Annotated in this window: 10 protein-coding genes; 6 read left to right on the forward strand and 4 right to left on the reverse strand. The window is 57.3% G+C overall.

Annotation, left to right across the window (positions count from 1 at the left end; genetic code table 11):
• Positions 1-26: 26 nt before the first annotated feature.
• Entirely contained in the window at positions 27-1,451 is a 1,425-nt protein-coding gene (locus VG146_21875; protein ID HEV2395008.1) for a hypothetical protein, read from the forward strand.
• A 219-nt stretch (positions 1,452-1,670) separates the two neighbouring features.
• Here VG146_21875 and VG146_21880 read toward each other — a convergent pair whose 3' ends face one another.
• Positions 1,671-4,001: an IPT/TIG domain-containing protein gene (locus tag VG146_21880; GenBank protein HEV2395009.1), complete on the reverse strand. Its 2,331-nt coding sequence runs from the start codon at positions 3,999-4,001 to the stop codon at positions 1,671-1,673.
• A gap of 141 nt (positions 4,002-4,142) precedes the next feature.
• Here VG146_21880 and VG146_21885 point away from each other — a divergent pair, with 141 nt between their 5' ends.
• Positions 4,143-4,880 (forward strand): HAD family hydrolase, encoded by a 738-nt coding sequence (locus tag VG146_21885; protein ID HEV2395010.1) that lies wholly within the window; start codon positions 4,143-4,145, stop codon positions 4,878-4,880.
• Positions 4,881-5,008: 128 nt separating this feature from the next.
• On the opposite strand, the gene VG146_21890 is transcribed toward VG146_21885, so the two are convergent.
• Complete coding sequence (locus VG146_21890) at positions 5,009-5,797, reverse strand: PRC-barrel domain-containing protein (protein HEV2395011.1); 789 nt, start codon at positions 5,795-5,797, stop codon at positions 5,009-5,011.
• Positions 5,798-6,095: 298 nt separating this feature from the next.
• Entirely contained in the window at positions 6,096-7,310 is a 1,215-nt protein-coding gene (locus tag VG146_21895) for a type II secretion system F family protein (GenBank protein ID HEV2395012.1), read from the reverse strand.
• Between the two features lie 479 nt (positions 7,311-7,789).
• On the opposite strand from VG146_21895, the gene VG146_21900 reads away from it, so the two are divergent.
• The 3 genes from VG146_21900 (at position 7,790) to VG146_21910 (ending at position 11,100) form a co-directional block, all read left to right on the forward strand.
• On the forward strand, positions 7,790-9,034 hold the full coding sequence (locus VG146_21900) for an outer membrane beta-barrel protein (protein ID HEV2395013.1): 1,245 nt from the start codon (positions 7,790-7,792) through the stop codon (positions 9,032-9,034).
• Positions 9,035-9,318: 284 nt separating this feature from the next.
• Positions 9,319-10,551, forward strand: a complete 1,233-nt coding sequence (locus tag VG146_21905; GenBank protein HEV2395014.1) for an outer membrane beta-barrel protein — start codon at positions 9,319-9,321, stop codon at positions 10,549-10,551.
• Positions 10,552-10,797: 246 nt separating this feature from the next.
• Positions 10,798-11,100: a hypothetical protein gene (locus VG146_21910; GenBank protein HEV2395015.1), complete on the forward strand. Its 303-nt coding sequence runs from the start codon at positions 10,798-10,800 to the stop codon at positions 11,098-11,100.
• On the opposite strand, the gene VG146_21915 is transcribed toward VG146_21910, so the two are convergent.
• On the reverse strand, positions 11,097-11,543 hold the full coding sequence (locus VG146_21915) for a DUF2721 domain-containing protein (GenBank protein ID HEV2395016.1): 447 nt from the start codon (positions 11,541-11,543) through the stop codon (positions 11,097-11,099). The genes VG146_21910 and VG146_21915 overlap by 4 nt on opposite strands.
• A gap of 205 nt (positions 11,544-11,748) precedes the next feature.
• Between VG146_21915 and VG146_21920 the strand changes: the two genes are divergently transcribed.
• Positions 11,749-12,513, forward strand: a complete 765-nt coding sequence (locus tag VG146_21920; GenBank protein HEV2395017.1) for a UvrB/UvrC motif-containing protein — start codon at positions 11,749-11,751, stop codon at positions 12,511-12,513.
• Positions 12,514-12,547: the final 34 nt, after the last annotated feature.

Genomic DNA, 12,547 nt, shown 5'->3' on the forward strand with positions numbered 1-12,547 from the left:
AGGCCTTATCAGGCGCCTTATCTTTGATGGCCGGCTGGAGCCTTTGCCTCCTGTTCCTGATCGCCTGCCCCCCAGGTTGGGCTTGGGGTCAGGACCCCCTCCAAGCCGGGCCCTTATTCGATGATTCTAAACTAACTCTCGATTCCGGTTACCGCACTGAAGTTCTGGGCCCCTTGTTCTATCACCAGCAAAAGGAGTCTGAAAGTACCTGGGCTTTGCCTCCCCTGCTTTCGTACACCCGGGACCCTGCCATCGACCTCACCGAATTCGACTTTTTCTATCCAATCCTGACATACGATCGCTACGGCGAGCAGTACCGCTGGCAATTCTTCCAGGTATTGAGCTTCGCCAGCGGCCCGTCGCCCAACGAGCCTCTCAGAAGGCGTGTTACCCTGTTCCCCCTCTACTTTCAGCAACGGTCATCGGACCCGGCGGAGGATTACACCGCGTTGGCCCCCTTTTATGGCCACCTCAAGCATCGCCTCTTTAAAGACGAAATATTCTTTGTGATGTTCCCGTTCTTTTCAGAAACAAAGAAGAAAGGGGTTGTGACCGACAATTATGTTTATCCCTTTTTCGATTTGCATCACGGACCGGGCCTGAAGGGGTGGCAGTTCTGGCCAGTCGTCGGCCACGAGCACAAAACTGTCACCACCGTCACCAACGGCTTCAATGAAACCCAAACCGTCGCCGGATTCGACCATCTCTTCGTTTTGTGGCCCATTTTCTTTAATAATCATGACGGCATCGGGACGAACAATCCCGTTTGGCAACAAGCCGTCCTGCCCCTCTACAGCTTTGAACGCTCCCCCCGCCGCGACTCGACCACCGTCCTGTGGCCCTTCTTCTCGCATGTCGATGATCGTGAGAAAGAGTATCGCGAGTGGGACGCCCCCTGGCCCTTAGTCGTGTTTGCCCACGGCAAAGGCAAAACCACCCACCGGGTCTGGCCGCTCTTCAGCCGCGCCCACAGCCCCACCCTGGAGGATAATTTTTATCTCTGGCCTGTTTACAAATACAACCGCGCCAACCTGCCGCCCCTGGACCGGCGCCGGACGCGCCTTTTCTTTTTCCTCTACTCGAACACCCTCGATCGGAATACCGAGACCCACTCCGGGCATCGCTCCGTTTATCTCTGGCCCTTCTTCATTCGCGACCGCGATTTCAACGGCAATTCCCGCTTGCAGGTCTTTGCGCCACTCGAGCCCTTCGTTCTGGGCAGTCACAAAATCAAGCGCGATTATTCACCCTTATGGTCGGTTTGGCTGGCCGAGAAAGACCCGCGCAGCGGCGCGTCGAGCCAATCGTTGCTATGGAATTTGTACCGTCACCGGACGGACCGGAACTCAAAAGAGGTTTCCGTCTTCTTCGGCCTCTATCAGTCCCATTCGGACGCGCGAGGAAAGCGAACCAAGCTCTTTTTCATCCCGCTTTCGCGGCAGCCCCGATAGTTTAGCCGAACGTCCCCAAATCCGCGCGCCAGCGTCGTGGACTGAGGCCAGTCCTCTAGCGCTTTTGGGACTAACCTTGCGCTCAAGGTTCCCCCCCGCGTTTGGACTCGTATTTGAGTGGGTGGAAATGGTGGGAACGGTAAGACATCCCAAAGCGGCAGAGGACTGGCGCAGTCCAAGACGCTTCGCGTTTACCTGGCTTTGCGCTTCAACTCCAGCCTACCGGCGCAAACGGTAGAAGCGCGAGGATGCGAGGTTCGTCTCGGTGACGACCTCCAAACTGTTCGAGACCACCGGCAAGCTCACCACGTTTGACCAGAAGTAGCCGGCGGCCACCCCGCTTTCGGATTGCAGAACAAAATGAATGAAATTAGTCGGCCAGGAAAGGCGCACCAGTTGATTTGTTGCCACGCTGACCGACAGCAGCGGCATGACACTGGTTGTGATGGTCGCTATATTGTTGGCCGGCACCGGGTCCGTATAGTCGCTCCCGACACTGCCGCCATCCACCAGCGTCTCCGCCACAGGCGGCGAGATGGACAGCGTCACGGTTGCCGCCCCCCCATTGGGTATGGCGCCCAGGCTGGCCAGGATTGGATTGCCCGTCGTGCTGACGCTCCCCTGGGATGTGGTTGCGGAGTTCAGCTCGGCCCCAGCCGGCAGAGTGTTGGTGAGTTGGACATTGGGCGCGTCGTAAGGCCCCTGGTTTACGACAATCAATGTGTACACCAGGTTGCTGCCCATCGGCACCGGGTCGGGGGCGTCGGTAATGCTCAACCGCAAATCACTTGTATAATCCAAAACGAAATCCGCCGCGCTGCTATTGGCGCCGCCGGGCGCTTCGACGGTTATCGGGCCTGTCTGCGCCCCGCCAGGGACCACCGCAACTATCTGCCCGTTATTCACCGAATTTATCTTCCCGCTCACGCCGCTGAACCGCACGGCAGTCGCCCCGAGAAAATTTGTTCCGTTGATTGTGACCAGAGTTCCTGGCAAGCCGTGAGTCGGATTGAATCCGCTGATAATCGGCGGCACATAGAACAAATTGGCGCTGGCGGCGGAACCTGCGGGCGTGGTGATGGAAATGGGGCCGGTAGTAACGCCCGCGGGCACTGTTGCGCCGGCGGTCGTGTTGTTGGTTACGGTAAAAGCTGCGGCAGCGCCGTTAAAGGACACAGCCGTCGCTCCAATAAAGTTCTGGCCTGTGATCTTGATACGCGTGCCAAGCGGCCCATTCGTCGGGCTAAATACGCTGACAATGGCAGGCAGGAAAAAGTTGCTCGAGCTGGTGCTGCTGCCGTCAATGGTGGAAACGGTAATAGGCCCGGTGGTCGCCCCTGCGGGAACCAAGGCCGTGAGCTGACCGAATGTGATGCCGCTGATCGAACCAGAGGGCACCGGCGTGCCGTTGAAACTCACCGCGAGATTCGCGGCGTTGAAATTCGCGCCGGTGATTGTCACCCTCAAACCGACCGCTCCAAAGGAAGGGCTAAACCCGAAAATGGAGGGCTGCACGACAAAATTATTCGTCGAGAAAGTCGAAAAGGAGGGCGTGGTGACGCGGATGAGTCCCGTGGTGGCTCCGCCCGGCACAGCGGCGTGGATGCTGTTGTTATTGAGAACCGTGTAATTGCTCGAAGCCGTCCCATTAAACCTCACGGCTGTGGCGCCTAAAAAGTTAGAACCGCTAATTGTTATCTCGGTCCCGGCCCGCCCATTTGCCGGAGTAAAACTCGTGATGGCCGGAGGCACAAAAAAGTTAGAGCTGGTAACAAAGTTACCCAAGGGCGAATTGACCGCTATGGGCCCGGTGGTGACTCCGCCCGGGGCATTGACCTGGACCTGGGTGTCCGAACGGACTGCAAAACCGGCGCCCGCAACTCCGTTAAAAGTGGCGCCGGTCGCGCCGGTGAAATGCATCCCGCTGATGAACACCTGCTGGCCTGCGGTTCCCATTGCAGGCGAAAAACCGGTAATAAACGGCCCCGGCCCCACCACCGTAAACGCGGTCGGGCTGTTAGTGGTCCCAGTTGCGCTGGTGACTCGCAGAAGCCCGTTCGTCGCGCCATACGGCACATGGACATCAATCGAGGTGCCGTCCGCACTCACGACCGCATCACTCGAAGCCACGCCGTTGAAACTTACCCCCTTGGGTGCTGTCCCTGCAAAATGGACTCCGCTAATGCTTACCAGGTCATTGGTGGCGCCGTAGCCCGGCGAAAAACCCGAAATATAGGGACCCGGGCCGACAGCAAGAAAGTCATCGGCGGTGTAGGCGGAACCGCCCGGGCCTTGAATGCCGATGGGTCCGGTTGTGGTATTAGCTGGCACATAAACAGTCATCGAGCTGTCGCTGCTGATGAACTGGACGCTCGCTTGCTTTCCATTCCAAAAATAAATAGAGACCCCGCTGGTGAACCCGCTCCCAATCAGCGTGATGAGGTCCCCCGGCGCGCCGGCGGTGGGCGTAAAGCTGGTGATGGTCTGAGCGCCCAGCGGTCTCAGAGCCAGTGTCAATAAAAACCCCCAGCATGCAACGGAACGATTCATCTATTCTCTTCTCAATCTGGCGGCGTGCCTACCGGTACAGCGCCGCGCGGATTCCTCACGGCAAGGCTCGACACCGGTTAAATCATTGAGGGCTGATTATATAAGGGCCACAGGCCAAAAGCAATCAGCATTGCCTGGGATGTGACCGCATCCTATCCTGGGGGGACGCACATGGTCCGCCTCGTCTTATTTGACATTGATGGCACCCTGGTCCGCACGGGCGGAGCAGGGGTCAAGGCGTTCGCCAAGGTCTTCGCAACCGAATTCGGAGCTACTGACGGATTCGAGCAGTTAAAATTCGCCGGCCGGACCGATGTCAGCCTCGTGCGCGAGTTCTTCAGCTTTCACGAGATAGCCCCGACTCGAGCGAATTTCGAGCGGTTCTTCGAGCAGTATGTATTTTGGCTGGACCAAATCTTGCGAGAGAGCAAAACGGGGGTCTGCCCGGGCGTTCGGGAACTGTTACATGGGTTGAAGGGCCTGCCTCAACCACCTCTGCTCGGGCTGTTGACGGGCAATATCCGGCTGGGGGCGGAGATCAAATTGCGCCACTTCCAGCTTTGGGACCTGTTCGAAACCGGGGCATTTGCGGATGATCACGAGGACCGCGATCAAATCGCGGTGGTTGCCCGCCAGCGCGGATGCCGGCTCCTGAACGAGGACTTGCGCAATGAGCAGGTCCTGGTAATTGGCGATACACCTTTGGATATACGCTGCGCACGGGCCATCGGAGCCCAGGTGCTCGCGGTGGCCACCGGCGGCGCCAGCCTGGACGAGCTGAAGAGGCATCAGCCCGATTGGATTGTGGCAGACCTGAGAAGAATAGAGCCGATCGAAATTGTCAGCCAACCGAACACCTCCCCCGTCCTGAGGGGGTAAACTGTTCAATTGGGAACGGAATGAAAATCAAGCAGCGGAGGCTGAAGCGCCCTGATCCCGTTGATTCAGCTCTCCGCTACCCGAAAAGGGCTGGCGGACGGGAAACGAACCCGGTCCGCTGCTGTGTGTTAGTGTCCGCTGCTGGAACCTGGGGTCGAGCTGCTTCCTTGGGAGCCGCTGCTACCAGGATAGCTCGAGCTGCTTCCGCTGGTTCCTCCAGGAGACTCGGCTGCGCCGGTCGCGGCGCCGGGCGTCATCCCGAAGTACGAGAAGATGCTATGACGCCAGCTTGGCTGGGAGATATCCGGCCAGTTAGCCTGGCTGAATGAAGGAGCGGATTGCAGTTTGCTGGTATCGCCCGCAAACACGAAGGTTGTCTGGGCGCCCGCAGTCCCGCTCGTTACAGTCGTGCTGGTAGCTCCTGCGGCACTGGAAGGCCGCAACAAGGGCCATGGGACGGCGACGAGTTTCTCACCTGATGTTGAGGTTGAACTGGTCGCGCCCGATGTGCTCGTTGATCCCGGAGCGCCCGCAGCGGCCGGAGCGCCCGCAGCGCCCGTTTCAGCCGAGGCATTGAGGGAGATGACCGCGAAATCAATCCGGCCAGAAGCGGGATTGATCAGGACATCATTAATGGTCCCGAGAGTCTGGCCGGAGGCGCCGTTCACCTGGGCGCCGGTCAATTGACTGGCCCGCTGTTCCGGGCCGCTCATGGCCCCCATGCGATGATGCATGCCTTGCCAACCTGCCTGGCTGCTGGACGATCCGCCATAATTTTGCGAGGAACCGCCGCTGGCACCGGGGTTGCCACTGCTGGTGGAATTGCCCGTCGATGGCTCGGTTGAACCTTGCCCTTGCGCCTGCCAAACCACGCATGCGGCGCACAATGCGACAATACTGAGTAATTTCTTTCTCATAAACCTGCCTTTCTTACTGTTTGAGTTGAAGTAAAAGCGACACCACTCAGCGCCGTTTTTTTAACGATGTGAGAATCTAAACCGCGAGGCTCAGGTCACAATGGGGACAAGACCGTAGGGTGGAGGAATTTCCAAGCTCGATGCGCCAGTTTAGTGGAACATCTCCCTTTGTCGGAAACTTTGTCGGAAACTTGTCAAAGCCAAACCTGTAAGCGTTGCTCGCTCTTCCCACTCTCTCCTTCGCAAGAGTAGAGGGGCCGGGAGAGGACCCTCGCCGTAGTCTTAGTAGCGCTGGCTCTTACCGGCCGCGGCCACTGACGATTTCGGGCATTTTAAAGATGGGCAGGAACATACAGATGACCATGCCGCCGACGACCACGCCCAGAAAGACGATGAGGATGGGTTCGATGAGGGCCGTGAGGCCCGAGAGGGTGGTCTCGATTTCTTCATCAAGGAAATCGGCAATGCGTTCAAGCATGTTATCGATTTTGCCGGTTTGTTCGCCGGCGGTGACCATGCGGATGATCATGGTTGGGAAGATCGGGTGTTTGGCCAAGGCAGTCGAGATGCTCTCGCCGCGCTCGATGTCGGTGGCGGCGGTGCGGATGGCCTTTTCCATGACAACGTTTCCAACGGTCTGGGAAACAATTTGGAGGACTTCGAGGATAGGCACGCCGCTGCGCACCAGGGAGGCCAGGGTGCGGGTAAAGCGGGCGAGGCAGATTTTATGGGCAATCGAGCCAAAAACGGGAAGCCGAATGCGGTAGGTATCCCAGAACTTGCGGCCAACGGGTGTTTTGATGAAATAGAACCAGCCATAAACGCTGGCGCCGCCCGCGACCAGGAGGAAGAGGATGTACTTTTGGACGAAATGGCTGATATCGATGAGTTTTTGAGTTGGAGCGGGCAGGTTGGCGCCGAAGCTCTTAAATATCTCGCCGAAGACCGGGACGACTTTGACCAGCAGGAAGATGGTAATCAGAATGGCGACAACGGTGACCACAGTGGGGTACATCATCGCGGACTTGATCTTTTTGCGAAGCCGGGCGCTGTTTTCGAGATAAACGGCGAGGCGCGTGAGGATTTCCGCGAGCAGACCGCCTTTCTCACCTGCCGCCACCATGCAGACATAAAGGCGGCTGAAGGCTTTGGGATGTTTTTGGAGCGCTTCGGAGAAGCTATCGCCGCCTTCGACGCGGGTGCAGATGTCTTTGATAACATCGCGCATCACTTTATTAGTGGTTTGCTCGGCGAGGGCCTGGAGGCACTGCACCATCGCCAGCCCGGCATCAATCATGGTCGCCAATTGCCGCGTGAAGATGACAAGGTCCGCCAAGGCGACCCGGCCACCGCTGGTGCGGCCTTTTTTGCCAATTCTTTCCTGAATGGAGACCACCAGGAGATTGCGATTCAATAAGGAAGCAATGGCCGCCTGTTCGCTCCCCGCCTCGACCGAACTGCGGATTTCTCGACCGGAGCCGGTTTCGCGCGCCACGTAAACGAAGGAAGACATAGAAAATCAGGTTAATGAATGGGAATAGTCCCCGGTTAAATCGCTCATGCGTCGTGTGATAAACATTCGGAACAGAATGATAGCAGGGTCTGTTCCAGGGCCAAACGCCAGAGAACAGATTAAAGCGCGGAATACTCGAAATATCGGAAATCACCTGATTTTTGCGGATACTTCGCGTATTCCGGCGCGCAAAAAATCAATTAGGCGAGGTTTTCATTGGGCCATCTAAGGTTTAAGAAATTGGTCTTCAGTCTCTTAGGCAAGTATAAAGGAATCAATAGCGACCTGGGGCTGCTCGTTTGGCTGCCCCAAGTCCGTACAATCCCTGTACCGATTCGGGAAGAAAAGTAGTTGTCACAGAACCGGTTTTTGCTATCTATTGCGCAAAAGCACACCGGTGGTGGTGCGAGGGTAAACCGGTTTTACCCTCTTGTTAGATGCAAGGTCAGAACAGATTAACCAAACGTTCGGAGGAACTAATGAGATTCGATAAATGGACAGCAGTTTTAGCTGCGGCCGGGGTAGTCAGCCTGGCTTCGGTTGTGAGAGCAGAGGAACAGCCAAGCACGGTGATGACCGCGTTAGGCTCGACAACATTAAGTGGTTACGTCGATACGTCTGCTGAATGGAACTTTGGCACCGGCAACGCCAACGTGGCCCCCTATAAGTTCAATTCCCCAAGTAAAGCAGATGGCTTCAACTTGGACGTGGTCCAACTCAGGATTGAAAAGCCGCTGGATGAATCCGATTGGGCGGCTGGTTACCGGGTGGACCTTTGGGCCGGCCCAGACGCCAACGTGCTCGGGACTCAATCGGTGTTCGGCGGGGGTTCGAAAGCGTTTCCCGGGGATTTTGCTATTCGGCAGGCCTATGTGGCGTTGCGGGCGCCTGTGGGAAACGGGTTGGACTTCAAAGTCGGTGTGTTTGACAGCATTATCGGCTATGAATCCGTAGCATCCCCTGACGACCCGAACTTTACAAGGTCATACGGGCACTCGATCGAGCCGCAAACGCACACAGGCGTGCTGGCCAGTTACCGGTTCTGTGATATGCTGAGCGCCTCGTTCGGTGTTGCCAATACCATCGGACCGGCCATTGATAGTCGCGCCTTCGCTCCGGTCCAACCGGTGAACCCTTATTCGGAGTCGTATAAGACGTATATGGGTTCGGTGGCGATAACCGCGCCCGAGAGCATGGGTTTTCTGTCTGGCTCAACGCTGTATGGAGGTGTGGTTAATGGATTCAACAACAATGTGCTGGGGAATCCCGGCCTGGCGATGCCTACTCTCAACGCCTATGTCGGCGGCACCATCGCCACACCAGTCACCGGCTTGCGCCTGGGCGCAGCATGGGACTTGCTAAATATGGATACGGCCCCTGCCGGCCCCGGCTCGAAACTTCAGGCCGATGTCTGGTCCCTGGCTGGGTACGCCTCCTTCCAAGCCACCGAGAAGCTTAGCTTCCATGGCCGTGTTGAACGGATTACAGGCGACGTCGATCAGGCGATAGGCCTGGCGTTTGTCGGAGGGCCTTCTTATGCCCAGAACGCAATCGACGCTGCCACGCTGACAGTCCAATACGACCTATGGAAAAACGTGCTCAGCCGTGTTGAATTCCGCTGGGACCATGTGGAACATGGCTTAGCTTTTGGCGGCACCGAGCTGGGCACGCCGACTCGCGAGAATGCCTTCTTGCTGGCGGCCAATATTGTTTACAAATTCTGAGCGGGTTTAACGCCAAGCCCCTCCCGAATAGCCGGGAGGGGCTTTTTTTTGTCTTGATTCCTGATGTCGTCTTTTGACCACAACGCGCAAGAAAGGGCGGGGAAAGGCCGTGAGCGGAATTGATTACTCAGATGTAAGTTCTTCATTTGCAGAATATTGTATATCAAAAGGCGTTTTGGCATACTATCTGCCTTCTGGCAGTCATCGCTAATCGCAGTTCCCTCCCAACTGGGCTCGTGCGAATGCCATGCAGGAACCAAAATAAAAAACGAACTAATCAAATCATGAAAAGGAATGGATGGACGTTAGGTTTGCTCGCAGCCGGTGTTGTCAGTTTGCCGACAGTGATTCACGCAGAGGAGAAGCCGACTTCGGTCCTGACGGCTCTTGGAGCAACTACGCTAAGTGGGTATGTGAATACCTCAATGATCTGGGACCCAGGCACAAGCACCGCCAGCATCCCAGGCCGCGCTTTCGATGGACCGGCCTCAAAGCAGGACGGTTTCAACTTGGATGTCGTCTCACTGACGTTGGCCAAACCCGTGGGGGAAGGCGATTGGGGTGCGGGGTATTTGGTTCAGCTCTGGGCCGGACCTGATGCGGTGGGGTTTAACACGTCCGCTCCGAACATCGCTGGCGCTGGCGGCGATTTCGCGGTGAAGCAGGCCTACGTGGACCTTCATGCCCCGCTTGGCAACGGACTTGACATTAAGATCGGCCACTTTAATTACATCGGGGGCTATGAGCAGCCTGACGCGGGGCTGAATCCTAACTACAGCCGTTCGTATGCCTGGACGCAAGAACCGGCGAGCCACACCGGTGTGTTATTCAGCTACACAGTCAATCCTATTCTATCCTTAATGGCGGGTGTGGCCAATACAGTCAATAACGGCATTGATTGGCGCGCGGTGCGGGATAACGGGATCGTGTCGCAGACCGAAAAGACGTACATGGCGATGGCGTCGCTCACTGCCCCAACCAATGGCTTCGGGTTCCTTGGCGGATCGACGCTCAGCGCTACGGTTGTCAATGGCTTGAATAATGCCTCCGGGGACTCGGGAACCACGCCGACTTCGGGCCACATCACTAGCCTGAATGTGAGCGCTACAGCGCCGACTCCTGTCGCAGGGCTCACGGTTGGGGCCTCATACGATTATACAGATGGTCCCGACCTGCCCTTTTCCCCTGGGGTCAACACCGAGAGCAAATACGTCAATGTCACCACCCTTTATATCGGGTACCAAGCAACCGAGAAGTTGAAGCTGTATGGCCGGGCAGAATACACCAGCGCCAGCAACGGATTCTGGTACGCTCCCTCTGCGACCAGTCACAACGCGGAGTTGATGGAGCTGACTGGGACACTGGATTATTCACTCTGGAAGAATGTCATCAGCCGAGTCGAAGTGCGCTGGGACCACAGCCTGACCGGGGACAGGCCATTCGGCGGAACCGCTGCCGATCCCGGAGGAGAAAAAAACGACGTCACCCTCGCGCTCAACCTCATCTACAATTTTTAGGCCGACTGGCTTCTCATGCCGCCTGGGACCGGTCCCAGGCGGCTTTTTGCCTGTTTAGGAGGTTACTTTAATGCAGCGATTTCTTGCGCGGGCTCGCCGAGCAAAAGCTCTGGATGCGGCGCCCTAAGCCGGTTGATGTGTGCCGAACCCGCCAGCGATGACGCCGGCGCTGCTTTGTCCTGAGTGCTGGCCATCCCGAGATTCGAACCGGTTTGCTAAACGCGCCGGATTGGCTACTCTCGCCGCATGGCAATGACGCGACATTGTTGGAAGTGCGGCATGGAGTACAAGCTGCCCGGCGCGCCCGGGCGCTCCGAGACGTGCCATCGTTGCGGTTCGGACCTGAAGGTCTGCCTGAATTGCGCCAGTTACGATACGCGCGCGGCCCAGCAGTGCCGCGACCCGCGCGCCGAACCGGTGTCCGAAAAGCATCTCGCCAATTACTGTGAGTATTTCGAGATGGTTCGCCGCGAATTCGCGCCGCCAGCGCAGGAATCGGGGCGCGAATCCAAGGCCCGTGAGTCACTCAAGAAACTGCTGGGCGACTAGCCGCCGCTGGCCAATTCGAGCTTGAGCGCCTGGAGCGACAATTGGATGTCGCGGATGAAGCCCACCAGCGAAACCACTAGTGAAACGAGGCAAAGAATAAAGAGGACGGTGATAATAAATCCGACTTCCAATTTCATCAGAGCGGCGACGAACAGCACGATGATGAAGACCGACGCCAGCAGCACGCTCAGCGCCGCCATGATGATCGACAGCCGGATGACCCGGGCGCGCAGGTAAAGAATGGCAACCTGCCCTTCCAGACGCCGCCGTTCCGCTTCGGTTCCCTCACGCAACTCGCGGCCAAGCTGACGGGAACGATCAATAGCGCGGCCAAAACGATTCGTCAGCGTCAGCAGGAGCAGACTAATACCTGAAACGAGAATCACCGGCCCAATGGCCACTTGCAGCACGGGTATGAGTTGGCTGACCGGTATTGATGGCATAAACGCGCCCCCAGATTAATGGGCATTAAGCGCTGATCGCAACCACAACAGGGCTTCACCTTAACTTTTCTGAATCATACGTACGACGGTTCACCGGGCTAAAGCCCCGGTGTAAATGAGACCGGAAATCGAGTATGAAATATCCAGCCCAAACCGCAGTTTCATTGAATGGGAGCGGAAATGGGCGCATATTATAAGCACGAAGATGAGTGATTCGGTCGATTTGAAACCACTCCTGAAGGGTTGGCCCTATGACCCTGACAACGACGCGCGGGTGACGCGCGGAGATGATAGACGCGAGATTCTACAGGTTCGCACACCCCTCGGGATTGAGCAGTACGAAATGGAAGGCCGCCCCGACGGGGCCCATCCCCATGGGATGGAATCGGCCCTTGATTATCATCTTCAGCGGCTGGAAAAAGCCAAGGCCGCCGGAGCCGAAAAGCAATTTGAGCTGGGAGCGCGCGAGTGCGGTGAACTGTTCAATGAGGGCACGCTCTATTATTTCCGCTATGTGCGGCTGTTCCAGCTCAAGGATTGGGCGCGCACGGTTCGCGATACGGCCCGCAACCTGCGCGTATTTGACCTTGTGCATCGTTACGCCCGGCGCCCGGAGGACCAGGATTTTCTGGAAAAGTGGCGTCCCTACATTGTCCGGGTCAACTCCAGCGCGGCGATTATGCTGGAACTGGAAAAGCGCTCTTATGACCGCGCCCTGCGCCTGGCCAACGAGGCCGTCGAGAAAATCGAGGCGCTGGCAGAGCGGGATGATGACACCTTCAATTTCGAGCGGGAACGGTCCTTGACCGCTCTGCGCGAGCTGGCCACCCAAATCCGCAAGAACCGGCCACTATCTGAACTGGAGCAACTCGAACAGCAATTGCGCCGCGCTGTCGAGCGGCAGGAATTCGAGCGCGCTGCCCAGTTGCGGGACCGGATTCGCGCCCTCAAAAGGGAGCACACCTGCTAGCACGCCGCTCCCTATAATTGCCCGGCGCCAACGA

The organism is Verrucomicrobiia bacterium, from assembly GCA_035946615.1.
In the GTDB taxonomy this organism is placed as follows: Bacteria; Verrucomicrobiota; Verrucomicrobiia; order Limisphaerales; family UBA8199; genus DASYZB01.

Excerpts from the sequence above, each read along its gene's own strand:
- VG146_21895 (HEV2395012.1), bottom strand. The coding sequence starts at position 7,310 with ATGTCTTCCTTCGTTTACGTGGCGCGCGAAACCGGCTCCGGTCGAGAA.
- VG146_21920 (HEV2395017.1), top strand. The coding sequence starts at position 11,749 with ATGAGTGATTCGGTCGATTTGAAACCACTCCTGAAGGGTTGGCCCTAT.
- VG146_21905 (HEV2395014.1), top strand. The coding sequence starts at position 9,319 with ATGAAAAGGAATGGATGGACGTTAGGTTTGCTCGCAGCCGGTGTTGTC.
- VG146_21880 (HEV2395009.1), bottom strand. The coding sequence starts at position 4,001 with ATGAATCGTTCCGTTGCATGCTGGGGGTTTTTATTGACACTGGCTCTG.
- VG146_21900 (HEV2395013.1), top strand. The coding sequence starts at position 7,790 with ATGAGATTCGATAAATGGACAGCAGTTTTAGCTGCGGCCGGGGTAGTC.
- VG146_21890 (HEV2395011.1), bottom strand. The coding sequence starts at position 5,797 with ATGAGAAAGAAATTACTCAGTATTGTCGCATTGTGCGCCGCATGCGTG.
- VG146_21875 (HEV2395008.1), top strand. The coding sequence starts at position 27 with ATGGCCGGCTGGAGCCTTTGCCTCCTGTTCCTGATCGCCTGCCCCCCA.
- VG146_21910 (HEV2395015.1), top strand. The coding sequence starts at position 10,798 with ATGGCAATGACGCGACATTGTTGGAAGTGCGGCATGGAGTACAAGCTG.
- VG146_21915 (HEV2395016.1), bottom strand. The coding sequence starts at position 11,543 with ATGCCATCAATACCGGTCAGCCAACTCATACCCGTGCTGCAAGTGGCC.